Origin of the sequence: Vibrio parahaemolyticus, assembly GCF_900460535.1 — a bacterium.
GTDB classification, from domain to species: domain Bacteria; phylum Pseudomonadota; class Gammaproteobacteria; order Enterobacterales; family Vibrionaceae; genus Vibrio; species Vibrio parahaemolyticus.
On record NZ_UHIL01000001.1, the window covers coordinates 502162 to 515893 of the forward strand.

A 13732-nucleotide genomic window follows, 5' to 3' on the forward strand; every position below is an offset into this window, starting at 1 on the left:
GCAATGAAAGTTCGTGCTTCCGTTAAAAAAATCTGCCGTAACTGTAAAGTAATCAAGCGTAACGGTGTCGTTCGCGTGATTTGCAGTGAGCCAAAGCACAAACAGCGCCAAGGCTAATTAGCAGAAATTTTTACTTGAAAATGAAGGTTGGGTCGAGTATATTCCTCGGCCTACCTTTTGCGTGCAAAAGAAGTAGTATTCCGCAGCGTATCCATAACGGGCTTTGCTGCGGCTAATTCTTTTATAGAAACACTTAGGAGTGAATAATGGCCCGTATAGCAGGCATTAACATTCCTGATCAGAAACACGCTGTAATCGCTCTAACGGCGATCTACGGCATCGGTAAAACTCGCTCTCAAGCTATCCTAGCTGAAGTGGGTATTGCTGAAGATGTTAAGATCAGTGAACTAACTGAAGAGCAGATCGATCAACTGCGTGATGGTGTAGCTAAGTACACTGTAGAAGGTGATCTACGTCGTGAAGTATCTATGAACATCAAGCGTCTTATGGACCTTGGCTGTTACCGTGGTCTTCGTCATCGTCGCAGTCTACCGCTACGTGGACAGCGTACTAAAACCAACGCTCGCACCCGTAAGGGTCCGCGTAAGCCGATCAAGAAATAATCGGGAAGGTAGAGTACAATGGCTAAACAACCAACTCGCGCTCGTAAGCGCGTACGCAAGCAAGTTGCAGATGGCGTTGCGCACATCCATGCTTCTTTCAATAACACAATCGTAACCATTACTGACCGTCAAGGTAACGCTCTTGCATGGGCTACTGCAGGTGGTTCTGGTTTCCGTGGTTCTCGTAAGTCTACTCCGTTCGCTGCACAGGTTGCTGCTGAGCGTTGTGCTGAAATGGCTAAAGAATACGGTCTAAAGAACTTGGAAGTTATGGTTAAGGGTCCTGGTCCAGGTCGTGAATCTACTGTTCGCGCACTGAACGCAGCTGGTTTCCGCATCACAAACATCGTTGATGCTACACCAATCCCTCATAACGGTTGTCGTCCACCTAAGAAACGTCGCGTATAACGTTTCTAGGACTATTGGAGAAGAATCATGGCAAGATATTTGGGTCCTAAGCTGAAGCTTAGCCGTCGTGAAGGCACTGACTTATTCCTTAAGTCTGGTGTTCGCGCGATCGATACCAAGTGTAAAATTGATAACGCACCAGGTGTACACGGCGCTCGTCGCGGTCGTCTATCTGAGTATGGCGTTCAGCTTCGTGAGAAGCAAAAAGTTCGTCGTATGTACGGCGTTCTAGAAAAACAATTCCGTAACTACTACAAAGAAGCTGCACGTCTTAAAGGCAACACAGGTGAGAACCTGCTTCAGCTTCTTGAAGGTCGTCTTGATAACGTAGTTTACCGCATGGGCTTTGGCGCAACTCGCGCAGAAGCACGTCAGCTAGTTAGCCACAAAGCTATCCTAGTTAACGGTAAAGTTGTAAACGTTCCTTCTTTCAAAGTAGCGGCTAATGACGTTGTTTCTATTCGCGAGAAAGCTAAACAGCAAGCTCGTATCAAAGCAGCTCTAGAAGTTGCTGAACAACGTGAAAAACCAACTTGGATTGAAGTAGATGGTGGCAAGATGGAAGGTACATTCAAGCGTATGCCTGAGCGTTCTGATCTATCAGCTGACATCAACGAACAATTGATCGTCGAGCTTTACTCTAAGTAAGGTTTAAACTAAAGAGAGGACACAATGCAGGGTTCTGTAACAGAATTTCTTAAGCCACGTCTAGTTGACATCGAACAAATCAGCTCGACTCACGCAAAAGTAACTCTTGAGCCATTAGAGCGTGGCTTTGGTCATACTCTGGGTAATGCACTTCGCCGTATTCTTCTATCTTCTATGCCTGGTTGTGCAGTGACAGAAGTAGAAATTGAAGGCGTACTTCATGAGTACAGCACTAAAGAAGGCGTACAAGAAGATATTCTTGAAATCCTTCTAAACCTTAAAGGTTTGGCAGTGCGTGTAGCTGAAGGCAAAGATGAAGTGTTCATTACTTTGAACAAATCAGGCTCGGGCCCTGTGGTTGCAGGTGACATCACCCATGACGGTGATGTAGAGATCGCTAACCCTGAACACGTTATTTGTCACCTAACGGATGACAACGCTGAAATCGCAATGCGTATTAAAGTTGAACGTGGTCGTGGTTATGTTCCAGCTTCTGCGCGTATCCATAATGAAGAAGACGAGCGTCCTATCGGTCGCCTACTAGTAGATGCTACTTACAGCCCAGTAGACAAAATTGCCTACGCTGTAGAAGCAGCTCGTGTAGAACAGCGTACTGATCTAGACAAGCTTGTTATCGATATGGAAACAAACGGTACTCTAGAACCTGAGGAAGCAATCCGTCGTGCAGCTACTATCCTAGCTGAACAATTGGATGCATTCGTAGATCTTCGTGATGTACGTGTTCCTGAGGAGAAGGAAGAGAAGCCAGAATTCGATCCGATCCTACTGCGTCCTGTAGACGATCTTGAACTAACAGTTCGCTCTGCTAACTGTCTGAAAGCAGAAGCGATTCACTACATCGGTGATCTAGTACAACGTACTGAGGTTGAGCTACTTAAAACGCCTAACCTTGGTAAAAAATCTCTTACTGAGATTAAAGACGTACTTGCGTCACGTGGTCTGTCTCTGGGCATGCGCCTAGAAAACTGGCCACCTGCATCAATCGCTGAAGATTAATCGATACTAGTTAGAAGGATTAGGTCATGCGCCATCGTAAGAGTGGTCGTCAACTCAACCGCAACAGCTCACATCGTAAAGCGATGTTTAGCAACATGGCTAGCTCTCTAGTACGTCATGAAGTTATCAAGACTACTTTGCCAAAAGCAAAAGAGCTACGTCGCGTAGTTGAGCCTTTGATTACACTAGCTAAGACTGACAGTGTTGCTAACCGTCGTCTAGCATTTGCACGTACTCGTGACAACGAAGTAGTTGCAAAACTATTTAACGAACTAGGTCCACGTTTTGCTGCTCGTCAGGGCGGTTACACTCGTATCCTAAAAGCTGGCTTCCGTGCTGGTGATAAAGCTCCAATGGCTTACATTGAGCTTGTAGATCGCCCAGCTGCTGAAGAAGCTGCTGAGTAATCAGTTCGTAAGAACGAGAAAGCCGAGCGTTAGCTCGGCTTTTTTGTATCTGTAATTTGCTCATAAATGGGAGCCTACTGTTTGTATGTTCCCATTCTTTTTACTTCTATTTCGGTGGGGATTTCGCTTAAAGCGAAATTACTTACCGCTCGTCCATAGACCGCTTAAAGACTTCAATAATCCCTCACTTGCTCCTTGCTCATTTAGGTAACCTAAAATCACTGGTGCAAATTGGCTGATCATCGATGGGTCTAGTCCTAGTGCATTAAATGCGCTTTGTACGGCACTCAAGCTTTCGATGTTACCTAACAGGCTTTGTGCACCTTTCAAGTTGGATAATCCAGGGACCAATGACTGCAATTCCGTGCTGTTTTGTTGAGACAGTTGGCTTTGAGCAAGTGCAATTAGGGCACTGCTGCCACCTGCAGCTTGTTCTGTCGAAACTGGTAGCTGACTCGTTAGTAGCTCAGTAAGAGGTGAAGATTCTGCATTTAGGCCTTGGCTTACCATATCCATAAGACCATTTTTGCTGCTCTTATCTACGACAGTGTCCAAAAACGCATGTGCGCTGCCAATATTCACTGATAGGAGAGCTAAAGTTAGGAGAGTTTTACGCATAGTACCTCCGACGGTTGAGCGATTTAACTTATTTGTTGTATTTATTTTTTGAAGGTCATCTGACTGATAACTTCTATTATTTTATAAAAAAAGCGGCGCTAATGCGCCGCTTTATGTAGGTCATTGAGAAAAGTCTCAATTATAGAATGTCTAGTAGCTCAACTTCGAATACTAGTGCTGCGAATGGAGGGATTGCAGCGCCTGCGCCACGTTCACCGTACGCAAGGTCTTGTGGGATGTATAGTTTCCACTTAGAACCTACAGGCATTAGTTGTAGAGCTTCAACCCAACCTTTAATTACGCCAGTTACTGGGAACTCAGCTGGTTGGCCGCGAGATACAGAGCTGTCGAATACTGTGCCGTCTGTTAGTTCACCGTGGTAGTGAACACGTACAGATTTATCAGCTGTTGGGATTTCGCCAGTACCTTCATTGATGATTTCGTACTGTAGGCCAGATTCAAGAACATTAACTTCTGGACGTAGAGCGTTGTCTTTTAGGAACGCTTCACCATCAGCTGCTGCTGCTTTAGCTGCTTCTTGACGAGCTGCTTCTGCGCGAGTGTGTAGCTCTTGAAGTGCATTGTTGATTTCGTCAATTTCGATTGATGGCATTTCGCCAGTCAATGCTGTTGCGATACCCGCAGCGATAGCGTCAACGCTAAGGCCTTCAAGACCAGAGCCAGCTAGTTGCTGACCCATTTGCAGACCAATGCCGTAGCTTGCTTTTTGTTCTGCAGTTTCAAATTTAATTTCAGACATGAATGTCGCTCTTATTAGGAGTGATAAAGGCAACAGGATATCAGTTTCGAGCTTAGGTTTAAATAATTGCTGCCGATTGCGTTATCTGACCATCCAGCGTGTGACTTATCTCTTACTCCAAGTGAAATTTCTGCTAATTTAAACCAAATTCCATTTTACTTTAGTTAAAACCATATACTCTCCGCGCTGGTATTTTTATACTGGTAGTAGAAGTATTAAGGGACACATCAACATGAATCGTCGCAGAAAGAAAAAGCAGCAAGTCGACTACGTCGAGTTGGTCAAACAAAAGTTCGCTGCTATCAACTGGAAGCAGCCGTTCAACAAAAGTAAGTGGTTGGAACGTGTAGAACCAATCAAGGCATTTTGGCAGCGCTTACCTAAATTCCATCAACGAGCTTTGATGGTGTTAATGCCATTATTACTTCTACTTCTGATTGTACCGTTACCGAAAAAGACGGAAGCGTTAGTCGAACAGCAGGGTGAAGTGGATAGCCAGCGTGTTGCGATCCAGTTAAATGCGCAAAGCCTGAGTCAGCAACGTACGTCGCAAAACTCGGGGCCTAAGTCAGAAGACTGGAAAGAGTACCATGTGAAGAATGGTGATACGTTAGCTCAAGTTTTTCGCAACAATCAGCTTTCTATGGCTGACCTTAGCGCCTTAGTAAAAATAGAAGGAAGCGATAAACCACTGAGCCATATCAAGCAGGGGCAACTCATCCGTTTTAAACTCTCAGAAAACGGCCAGTTAGATATGTTGCAACTGGAAAAGAGCGATCATTCGGTTATGTTCTTCCGTCTATCGGATGGCAGCTTCGGCAGAAACAAATAGTTTCCGTTGTAGATTTAAAAAAGACGCGATCATCTCGCGTCTTTTTTATTGCAGTTTTGTAGAGGTTTATTGAGTCGAATGCTTCCTGCGCATGTCTACGTGTGGAATTCCATCTTCTAAGTAACTGTCAGACATAACTTCAAATCCATGGTGAGCATAAAAATCGATAAGATGTTCTTGTGCACCAATGTCTATGGTTTTTTCGGGCCATAACGTAGAACATGCTTGGATGGCTTGTGTGATTAGCCGATGGCCTAAGCCACCACCTCGGGCTGTTTGTTTGGTTACGACTCGGCCAATACTGACGTTATCGTAAGTGGTTCCAGCTGGCAGAAGCCGAGCGCAGGCAACTAATTCATCATTGTGGTAGCCGAGTAGGTGATGAACGCCGTCAATAATATCCTTACCATCTAGCTCCGGGTACGGGCAAGTTTGCTCGACGACGAACACGTCGACGCGTAAGCGCAGCATCTCATACAGTTGTAAGGTAGTTAGTTGAGCAAAAGGCAAAGTGATCCAAGTGGTCATGTCCGTCGTCCATAATGATAGTAGAGTGCCTGAATGTACTCGCTTTTGTTTCAATACTCATTAACAATGGTTAATTTTCACTGGTCTTCCCAGAAAATCTGGCGATAATGTGCCCTCTTTTTCATCCCACCTGAGGATATTTCCCTGTGAGCAAACAAACTTTTGACCAAGTAGGCCTGAACCCAGCGCTACTAGAAACGCTGGATTCATTGAACTACACCCATATGACGCCAATTCAAGCGTTAAGCTTACCGGCGATTTTGAATCAGCGTGACGTAATTGGTCAGGGTAAAACGGGCTCGGGTAAAACAGCGGCGTTTGGTCTTGGCGTGCTATCAAATCTAAACGTAAAACGATTTCGCGTGCAGGCTTTGGTGCTGTGTCCGACTCGCGAACTGGCGGATCAAGTTGCTAAAGAAATTCGAACGCTAGGGCGTGGTATCCATAACATTAAAGTACTTACGTTGTGCGGCGGTATGCCGATGGGACCGCAAATTGGTTCGTTAGAGCATGGTGCACATATCCTTGTTGGTACTCCGGGGCGTATTCTGGATCACCTTGAGAAAGGCCGTATTAACTTGGAAGAGTTGAATACATTGGTGCTGGATGAAGCCGATCGTATGCTAGAAATGGGCTTCCAAGATGCTTTAGATGCAATTATTAATGCGGCGCCTAAACAGCGTCAGACATTGCTGTTTAGCGCCACATTCCCAGAGAAGATCGAGAAAATCGCTCAGCGTATTATGAAATCGCCAGAGATGATCAAGGTTGAATCGACTCACGATACTTCCAGCATTGCTCAATACTTCTACAAAGTAGAAGGAACTGAAGCGCGTGATGAGGCGCTAGCGAATCTTCTTTTGACTTACCAACCAGAGTCGGCGGTGGTGTTCTGTAATACGAAGAAAGAGGTTCAAAATGTTGCGGATGAATTACACCATCGTGGCTTTAGCGTGATCGATATTCACGGTGATCTTGAACAGCGTGAACGTGATCAAGCACTGGTGCAATTTGCGAACAAGAGCGTTTCTATTCTTGTGGCAACGGACGTGGCGGCACGAGGTTTGGATGTGGACAATCTTGATGCTGTGTTCAACTTTGAGCTGTCTCGTGACCCAGAAGTGCACGTGCACCGTATTGGCCGTACTGGCCGAGCAGGCAGTAAAGGTTTGGCGTTCAGCTTCTTTGGTGAAAAAGACGGTCTACGTGTTGCTCGTATCGAAGAGTACTTAGAGATGGATGTGGTACCCGCGACCTTGCCAGCGAAATCAAATCAGCAGCCATACCAAGCGAAGATGGTGACCATCAACATTGATGGCGGCAAGAAGCAAAAAGTTCGTCCTGGCGATATTCTTGGTTGTTTGACTGGCAAAAATGGCATCCCAGGTGCGCAAGTGGGCAAGATTCATTTGTTCCCTGTGCGTTCTTACGTTGCTGTGGAAAAGTCTGCCGCGAAGAAAGCATTGCAAATTATCAGTACGGGTAAGATGAAAGGGCGTCAGTTTCGAGCGCGTCTTCTTAAATAAGTCATTAGATTGAACAAAGGCTCTTCGTTGGAAGAGCCTTTTTTGTTTGGTACGTCTCTTATTCGCTGTCTTTTGCTAAACGCGCTTTAATACGGCTCAAGCTGATAGCTGTAATGCCGAGGTAAGCCGCAATTTGGCTATCGGTAATACGTTGTTCTAAATCTGGGTAGTGGTGGCAAAATAACTGATAACGTTCCTCAGGTGAATACAACAGCATGAAACGTTCTTTATTCTCTTTGTTCATCAATTGCGTTTCGAGCAATTTTAGGTAAATTGAGTGCTTTTCGGCGCGCCATTGATGTAATGCCTCGATAGGCAAACAGAATAAATGACATGCGGTCAGTGTTTCCAATAAGTACGGTGAAGGTTGATCTTTTATCACGCTTTCAAAGCCGATCACCCAGTCCTTTTCCCAATAAAACTCTTTGCTGAATTCTTTGCCTTTCTCTGTGAGATAGCTTGCGTGACATAACCCCTTCAGAATGAAGTAGATGTGTGAACTAAATTCACCTTGATGGCTAAGAATGTGTCTAGTGGGTAATTCTAACTCTTGTCCATAGACCATGAGTTGTGAGGCTTCGTCTTCTGAAAAGCCATGTTGAGTGAGATCGAAAAATACGTCGTTTTGCATGAAGGTTATCTGCAGTGAAAGGGTTAGCGCATTTGAACTATCTTAACTGCTTTGCGCAGTAACAAAAAGCGGCTCACAGAGGAGCCGCTAGTTTGAACATGGAGTCGCTTATTTGTTTAAATCGATCTGATAAATCGCAAAGCCCACTTCGTCAGTTGCGACGCGTTTCATCGGGTATTGGCCTTTGTCTTGGATAAACTTCGAAGCTTTTTCGCTCGGTGAGGTTTCAAAGCGAATATCCAGTTTTTTGTCTGACTTAATTGGTGCGAACGACCAGTTATTGTCAGCGCTTGGCGTGACTTCGCCTTTTTCCTCACTGACGCGAGAAATGTACGCAGCAACCACAGAATGGTTTTCGTCTGGAGAGTCAAATGCAATGAAGTTCGGACCAGTGCCAGGGAAGGTATTGCTGTACGCGCGGTAATTGTTAGTCGCGATGATGAAATCTTGTTTCGGATCAACTGGTTTGCCATTGAAAGTCAGATTCACGATACGCTGGGAGTCCGGGTTAATGACGTTACAATTCGCGTCGTACTTCGGTGGTTGAGTGATGTCGATTTGGTATTCCACACCATCAATCACGTCAAAGTTGTACGTACGGAAGTTATCCCAATCAATTAACGATTGTGGCTGAGTCGTATTGACATCAATGCGCTTGAATTGGCCTGCGCTGCACTCTAGCCATTCATGTACTTCTTTGCCTTTCACCTTCATTGCGACGAGCGTATTTGGGTATAGGTACAAGTCGGCGGCGTTGCGGAAAGTCAGTTGGCCAGATTCTACCTCAGTGAAGCCGTTCGGATCATCTTTACGTCCGCCTACTTTAAACGGCGCTGCCGCGCTCAAAACTGGAATGTCAGCAAGGTCTGGATCGCCTTGAATGAAACGTTCAACGTAGTCTTTTTGTGCAAGGTTAACGATTTGGATTGTTGGGTCGTCTTGCACCAAAGCCAAGAAGCTGTACATCACGTCATTCGCTTTACCAATTGGTTGGTTAACGAATTCTCGGGTGCCTTTGTGATCGTCTTCGAGTGCTTTAATGATGCCTTGGTCTGCTTCTGCAAGCGATTTCTTAGTCGCTTTGTCGAAAATTGGTCGAGCTTCAGATTGTCCTTCCACTACTTGCCATTGGCCGTCTTTTTGCTCGATGACCAGATCCATGACTCCCACGTGGCTACCCCAACGGCCAGGCATGACGGCAGTGACACCGTTGATGGTGCCTTTGTTGTTGTCTACGCCTTGTAGATTCTCAAATCCTTTGCCTGGGAAGACTGCGTGAGAGTGACCAAACGCAATGGCATCAATGCCTTTCACTTGCGTTAAATAGTACACCGAGTTCTCCGCACCTAGTTTATATGGATCGGTTGAAACCCCTGAATGCGGAATCGCGACAATAATGTCCGCACCTTCCTTCTTCATCTGCGGAATCAGCTTTTCTGCAGTTTCTTTGATGTCTTTGGCAACCACGTTGCCTTCAAGATTTTTCTTATCCCAAACCATGATTTGCGGTGGAACAAACCCGATGTAACCCACTTTTACTTGATGAACTTCGCCATCGGTATCTTTAAAACTGTGTGTTTTGATCAGGTAAGGTTGGAAGTAATGCTCGCCAGTTTTCTTATCAAACACATTGGCGTTGATGTAGGGGAAGTTCGCGCCGGCCAGCGTATTTTGTAGGAAGTCCAAACCATAGTTGAATTCATGGTTACCAATATTCCCCACATCATAGTGCAATTGGTTCATGGCTTTGTACACAGGATGAACTTCTCCAGCCTGTATGCCTTTTTCTGCCATGTAGTCACCCATCGGGCTACCTTGAATTAAGTCGCCGTTGTCGACCAACACGCTGTTTTCCACTTCGGATTTTGCCAGCTTAACTAATGTGGCTGCGCGGCTCAAACCAATTTGTTGTGATGGTTGGTCTTTGTAGTAATCGTAATCCATCACGTTGGTGTGGATGTCAGTGGTTTCAATAATGCGAAGCTTGATCGTGTCTGCCATTGCTGGCCCTGCAAGCGTCAACATGCCACTCAAAACTGCGACGGAAATAGGATTAACTGCCATTTTCATGAGGTGCTCCAATTTAATGGGATAGGAAGTCGAGTGTAACGAATTTTAATGCAACTTAATGATTAAGGTGCAGAAAACTGTGAATCAACGACATTTTACTAAACCATTTTCATATTAAACGCCGACTTTTTCACGATTTTGAATGAGACCAAACAAAAACTTCTTAGCAGATTTTTGAATAAAAAATGAAATTTTAGAATTTCAGGTAATAAAAACACCCCGCCATAATGCCTGCATCACAATATCAATGGACGATGAGCAAGCACATGGCAACGAACGATTCAGTCACTCCTTTACCTGTACAAAAGCCGAGGTTGGTTTCTGACAACCAAGTGTCTGGCGTCACTCGTTTTGTAAAGCAGTCACTCAAACCAGGCGAAGTGGCATTGGTTGGTGCTGGCCCTGGCGACCCTGAACTTCTCACTATTAAAGCACTGAACTGTTTACAACAGGCGGATGTGGTCTTGTACGACTATTTGGTGTCTGAAGAGATCATGGCGCTGATCCCAAGCGATACGATTTTAGTTTGTGTTGGCAAGCGTGCAGGGCACCACAGTGTACCGCAAGAAAAGACAAATCAACTTTTGGTTGATTTTGCTAAGCAAGGCTACCGAGTAGTACGAGTAAAAGGCGGTGATCCTTTCGTATTTGGTCGCGGTGGAGAAGAGCTAGAAGTTTTGGCTGATGCTGGCATTCGTTTTCAAGTGGTGCCTGGTATTACTGCCGCAGCAGGAGCAACAGCATATGCTGGCATTCCGTTGACGCACCGTGATTATGCTCAATCGGCCATTTTTGTTACTGGTCACTTAAAAGAAGAAAGTGATGAGATGGATTGGTCAACACTGGCTCGTGGTAATCAGACTTTAGTGATCTACATGGGACTCATGAAATCACACTATATTCAGAATCAGCTCATTCAGCACGGAAGAGCGGCTTCAACTCCGATTGCTATTATCGAGCGCGGTACGCAAATTCAGCAAAAAGTTTTTACGGGAGAACTTTCCCAACTATCTGATTTATCGAAGGAAGCTCAGGCGCCATCTTTGATTGTCGTAGGAGAGGTAGTGCGATTGTCTCAAAAGTTAGATTGGTTTTTGTCTAGTACTGATTTCAACAAAAGTGCTATTGCCAACTCCATATAATTTCAGTCCAAAGATTAGAGACGTAACGCGCCTTCAAGCTTAAAAAGGAAATACAAAACATGGACCAACAACGTTTAACTCACCTTAAACAACTCGAAGCGGAGAGTATTCATATCATCCGCGAAGTTGCTGCTGAGTTTGATAACCCAGTCATGATGTATTCGATTGGTAAAGATTCATCAGTGATGCTGCATTTGGCGCGTAAGGCGTTTTACCCAGGTAAGATCCCATTTCCGCTGCTGCATGTGGATACCGATTGGAAATTTCGCGAAATGATCGAATTCCGTGATCGTACTGCGGAAAAATACGGTTTTGAGCTTTTGGTTCATAAGAACCCAGAAGGCATCGCAATGGGATGTAGCCCGTTTGTTCATGGCTCGTCAAAGCATACGGACATCATGAAAACGCAAGGTCTTAAGCAAGCGCTAAACAAATATGGCTTCGATGCTGCTTTTGGTGGCGCTCGTCGTGATGAAGAAAAATCACGCGCAAAAGAGCGAGTGTATTCGTTCCGTGACAAGAACCATACCTGGGATCCGAAAAACCAACGTCCAGAACTTTGGAAAACCTACAACGGTCAAGTGAATAAAGGCGAGAGCATTCGAGTGTTCCCACTTTCTAACTGGACCGAGCTTGATATCTGGCAATACATCTATCTAGAGAACATCGAAATTGTCCCGCTTTATCTTGCTGATAAGCGTCCGGTTGTCGAACGCGATGGCATGCTGATCATGGTGGATGATGACCGTATGGAGCTTCAACCGGGTGAAGTAATTGAAGAGAAAAGCGTGCGTTTCCGTACGTTGGGCTGTTATCCGCTGACAGGTGCGATTGAATCTGAAGCGAATACGCTGACGGGCATCATTGAAGAGATGTTGGTGGCGACCTCAAGTGAGCGTCAAGGCCGCGCGATCGACCACGATCAGTCAGGATCGATGGAACTCAAGAAACGTCAAGGTTACTTCTAAAAGATCTAAGGAAAGAGAATGAACAGTGCAGTTGAAGCTCAATTAGCCGAGCTTGGTATCGAAGGCTATTTAAAACAACATCAGTACAAGTCTCTGCTTAGATTTCTGACTTGTGGTTCTGTGGATGATGGAAAAAGCACCCTGATTGGTCGCTTACTCCATGACTCAAAACAAATTTATGAAGACCAACTAGCAGCGGTTCACTCAGATAGCCAACGCGTTGGTACGACGGGTGAAAAGCCCGATTTGGCGTTGCTTGTCGATGGTCTGCAGGCTGAGCGTGAACAAGGCATCACAATCGATGTTGCTTACCGTTACTTCTCGACGCAAAAGCGTAAGTTCATTATTGCTGATACCCCAGGACATGAGCAGTACACGCGCAACATGGCGACAGGCGCATCGACGTGTGATTTAGCGGTGATTTTAGTGGATGCCCGTAAAGGCATTTTGGATCAAACGCGTCGTCACTCTTTCATTTCAAACCTATTGGGCTTGAAACATTTTGTTGTCGCAATCAACAAGATGGATTTGGTGGATTACTCACAAGCGCGCTTCGAAGAAATTCGTGATGAGTACCTGAAGTTTTCTGAAAATCTAACTGGCGATATTGATATTCAAATTATCCCGATTTCAGCGCTGGAAGGCGACAACGTAGTGGATAAAGGACAGAACCTGAACTGGTTTGAAGGTCCATCGTTGCTTGAGTTGCTAGAAACGGTGGATGTGGACTACGAAAAAGGTGCGGGTGAATTCCGTTTCCCTGTTCAGTACGTGAATCGTCCTAACCTTGATTTCCGTGGCTTTGCGGGCACGGTGTCGTCTGGCTCTGTGAAAGTCGGTGATGCCATCAAAGCATTGCCGTCCGGTAAAACGTCGACTGTCGCTCGCATTGTGACCTTCGATGGCGACATTGAAGAAGCGCAAGCTGGTCTAGCCGTTACGCTGACTCTGAATGATGAAATTGACATCAGCCGTGGTGATTTGATCGTGCTTGAGAACGCGCAAGTGCAAACCACCAACCATTTGCTTGCCGATGTGGTGTGGATGACTGAGCAGCCGTTGCAACCTGGTCGTGATTACGACATCAAGATTGCAGGTAAGAAGACCGTTGGTCACGTAGAGTCGATTCGTCACCAGTACGACATCAATAACTTGTCGACACATGGTGCTGCGGAACTGCCTCTAAATGGCATTGGTTTGTGTGAGTGGTCGCTCAATGAATCAGTAGCTTTGGACAATTACCAAGACTGCGCAGATACCGGTGGTTTCATCATCATCGATCGCCTAACTAATGTGACCGTTGGTGCTGGTATGGTGAAAGAAAGCTTAACAGAGCTTGAACGCGGTTTAGCTGATGTATCTGCCTTTGAACTTGAGTTGAACGCCCTTGTTCGCAAACACTTCCCGCATTGGGAAGCTAAAGACCTAAGCCAGTTACTCAAGAAGTAATGGCAGTAAACCTAGGGACGTTATTAGTGTCTAGGTTCACAGCCTAACCGAGTGCGAAATGCGGTTAGGCTGCCTCTAACACCGGAATGTTCAGTGAAGCCCAAG

The 13732-nt window shown here is 45.5% G+C and carries 16 protein-coding genes; 11 read left to right on the top strand and 5 right to left on the bottom strand.

Going from position 1 to position 13732, the window contains the following annotated elements; genetic code table 11:
* Positions 1-3: 3 nt before the first annotated feature.
* From rpmJ to rplQ, 6 genes are all read left to right on the top strand, one after another.
* Complete coding sequence (rpmJ, locus tag DYB02_RS02680; RefSeq protein ID WP_000868186.1) at positions 4-117, top strand: 50S ribosomal protein L36; 114 nt, start codon at positions 4-6, stop codon at positions 115-117.
* A 149-nt stretch (positions 118-266) separates the two neighbouring features.
* A complete protein-coding gene (rpsM, locus tag DYB02_RS02685; protein WP_005450559.1) occupies positions 267-623 on the top strand; it encodes a 30S ribosomal protein S13 in 357 nt (118 codons plus the stop codon).
* An 18-nt stretch (positions 624-641) separates the two neighbouring features.
* Positions 642-1031, top strand: a complete 390-nt coding sequence (gene rpsK, locus DYB02_RS02690) for a 30S ribosomal protein S11 (protein WP_001118870.1) — start codon at positions 642-644, stop codon at positions 1029-1031.
* Between the two features lie 27 nt (positions 1032-1058).
* On the top strand, positions 1059-1679 hold the full coding sequence (gene rpsD / locus DYB02_RS02695; protein WP_005383146.1) for a 30S ribosomal protein S4: 621 nt from the start codon (positions 1059-1061) through the stop codon (positions 1677-1679).
* 24 nt (positions 1680-1703) lie between these two features.
* A complete protein-coding gene (locus tag DYB02_RS02700; RefSeq protein WP_005383143.1) occupies positions 1704-2696 on the top strand; it encodes a DNA-directed RNA polymerase subunit alpha in 993 nt (330 codons plus the stop codon).
* Between the two features lie 26 nt (positions 2697-2722).
* Positions 2723-3103 carry a 50S ribosomal protein L17 gene (gene rplQ, locus DYB02_RS02705; RefSeq protein WP_005383141.1) on the top strand — a complete coding sequence of 127 codons (381 nt, stop codon included), beginning with the start codon at positions 2723-2725 and terminating at the stop codon, positions 3101-3103.
* Between the two features lie 138 nt (positions 3104-3241).
* Here rplQ and DYB02_RS02710 read toward each other — a convergent pair whose 3' ends face one another.
* Entirely contained in the window at positions 3242-3721 is a 480-nt protein-coding gene (locus tag DYB02_RS02710) for a DUF2780 domain-containing protein (RefSeq protein WP_029807270.1), read from the bottom strand.
* A 139-nt stretch (positions 3722-3860) separates the two neighbouring features.
* Complete coding sequence (gene bamJ / locus DYB02_RS02715; protein WP_005496936.1) at positions 3861-4481, bottom strand: BamJ family beta-barrel-assembly machinery protein; 621 nt, start codon at positions 4479-4481, stop codon at positions 3861-3863.
* Positions 4482-4713: 232 nt separating this feature from the next.
* Here bamJ and DYB02_RS02720 point away from each other — a divergent pair, with 232 nt between their 5' ends.
* Positions 4714-5313 (top strand): LysM-like peptidoglycan-binding domain-containing protein, encoded by a 600-nt coding sequence (locus tag DYB02_RS02720; RefSeq protein WP_020904298.1) that lies wholly within the window; start codon positions 4714-4716, stop codon positions 5311-5313.
* 66 nt (positions 5314-5379) lie between these two features.
* Here the strand turns inward: DYB02_RS02720 and DYB02_RS02725 are convergent, their stop codons facing one another.
* Entirely contained in the window at positions 5380-5841 is a 462-nt protein-coding gene (locus DYB02_RS02725) for a GNAT family N-acetyltransferase (RefSeq protein WP_017449007.1), read from the bottom strand.
* Between the two features lie 146 nt (positions 5842-5987).
* On the opposite strand from DYB02_RS02725, the gene dbpA reads away from it, so the two are divergent.
* Positions 5988-7367, top strand: a complete 1380-nt coding sequence (dbpA, locus tag DYB02_RS02730; RefSeq protein ID WP_005454697.1) for an ATP-dependent RNA helicase DbpA — start codon at positions 5988-5990, stop codon at positions 7365-7367.
* A 58-nt stretch (positions 7368-7425) separates the two neighbouring features.
* Here the strand turns inward: dbpA and DYB02_RS02735 are convergent, their stop codons facing one another.
* Complete coding sequence (locus DYB02_RS02735) at positions 7426-7998, bottom strand: Crp/Fnr family transcriptional regulator (RefSeq protein ID WP_005496941.1); 573 nt, start codon at positions 7996-7998, stop codon at positions 7426-7428.
* Between the two features lie 108 nt (positions 7999-8106).
* Positions 8107-10068: a 2',3'-cyclic-nucleotide 2'-phosphodiesterase gene (gene cpdB, locus DYB02_RS02740; protein ID WP_029804470.1), complete on the bottom strand. Its 1962-nt coding sequence runs from the start codon at positions 10066-10068 to the stop codon at positions 8107-8109.
* 266 nt (positions 10069-10334) lie between these two features.
* Between cpdB and cobA the strand changes: the two genes are divergently transcribed.
* From cobA to cysN, 3 genes are read left to right on the top strand one after another with little or no spacing between them, the layout of a single operon-like run.
* Entirely contained in the window at positions 10335-11210 is an 876-nt protein-coding gene (gene cobA, locus DYB02_RS02745) for a uroporphyrinogen-III C-methyltransferase (protein ID WP_021447805.1), read from the top strand.
* A 59-nt stretch (positions 11211-11269) separates the two neighbouring features.
* Complete coding sequence (gene cysD, locus DYB02_RS02750; RefSeq protein ID WP_005454659.1) at positions 11270-12178, top strand: sulfate adenylyltransferase subunit CysD; 909 nt, start codon at positions 11270-11272, stop codon at positions 12176-12178.
* Between the two features lie 18 nt (positions 12179-12196).
* A complete protein-coding gene (gene cysN / locus DYB02_RS02755) occupies positions 12197-13627 on the top strand; it encodes a sulfate adenylyltransferase subunit CysN (protein WP_005454657.1) in 1431 nt (476 codons plus the stop codon).
* Positions 13628-13732 lie beyond the last annotated feature (105 nt).

What these genes read in the sequence shown, in the direction of transcription:
- rpmJ (WP_000868186.1), top strand. Translation starts at nt 4, where the DNA reads ATGAAAGTTCGTGCTTCCGTTAAAAAAATCTGCCGTAACTGTAAAGTA.
- rpsM (WP_005450559.1), top strand. Translation starts at nt 267, where the DNA reads ATGGCCCGTATAGCAGGCATTAACATTCCTGATCAGAAACACGCTGTA.
- rpsK (WP_001118870.1), top strand. Translation starts at nt 642, where the DNA reads ATGGCTAAACAACCAACTCGCGCTCGTAAGCGCGTACGCAAGCAAGTT.
- rpsD (WP_005383146.1), top strand. Translation starts at nt 1,059, where the DNA reads ATGGCAAGATATTTGGGTCCTAAGCTGAAGCTTAGCCGTCGTGAAGGC.
- DYB02_RS02700 (WP_005383143.1), top strand. Translation starts at nt 1,704, where the DNA reads ATGCAGGGTTCTGTAACAGAATTTCTTAAGCCACGTCTAGTTGACATC.
- rplQ (WP_005383141.1), top strand. Translation starts at nt 2,723, where the DNA reads ATGCGCCATCGTAAGAGTGGTCGTCAACTCAACCGCAACAGCTCACAT.
- DYB02_RS02710 (WP_029807270.1), bottom strand. Translation starts at nt 3,721, where the DNA reads ATGCGTAAAACTCTCCTAACTTTAGCTCTCCTATCAGTGAATATTGGC.
- bamJ (WP_005496936.1), bottom strand. Translation starts at nt 4,481, where the DNA reads ATGTCTGAAATTAAATTTGAAACTGCAGAACAAAAAGCAAGCTACGGC.
- DYB02_RS02720 (WP_020904298.1), top strand. Translation starts at nt 4,714, where the DNA reads ATGAATCGTCGCAGAAAGAAAAAGCAGCAAGTCGACTACGTCGAGTTG.
- DYB02_RS02725 (WP_017449007.1), bottom strand. Translation starts at nt 5,841, where the DNA reads ATGACCACTTGGATCACTTTGCCTTTTGCTCAACTAACTACCTTACAA.
- DYB02_RS02735 (WP_005496941.1), bottom strand. Translation starts at nt 7,998, where the DNA reads ATGCAAAACGACGTATTTTTCGATCTCACTCAACATGGCTTTTCAGAA.
- cpdB (WP_029804470.1), bottom strand. Translation starts at nt 10,068, where the DNA reads ATGAAAATGGCAGTTAATCCTATTTCCGTCGCAGTTTTGAGTGGCATG.
- cobA (WP_021447805.1), top strand. Translation starts at nt 10,335, where the DNA reads ATGGCAACGAACGATTCAGTCACTCCTTTACCTGTACAAAAGCCGAGG.
- cysD (WP_005454659.1), top strand. Translation starts at nt 11,270, where the DNA reads ATGGACCAACAACGTTTAACTCACCTTAAACAACTCGAAGCGGAGAGT.
- cysN (WP_005454657.1), top strand. Translation starts at nt 12,197, where the DNA reads ATGAACAGTGCAGTTGAAGCTCAATTAGCCGAGCTTGGTATCGAAGGC.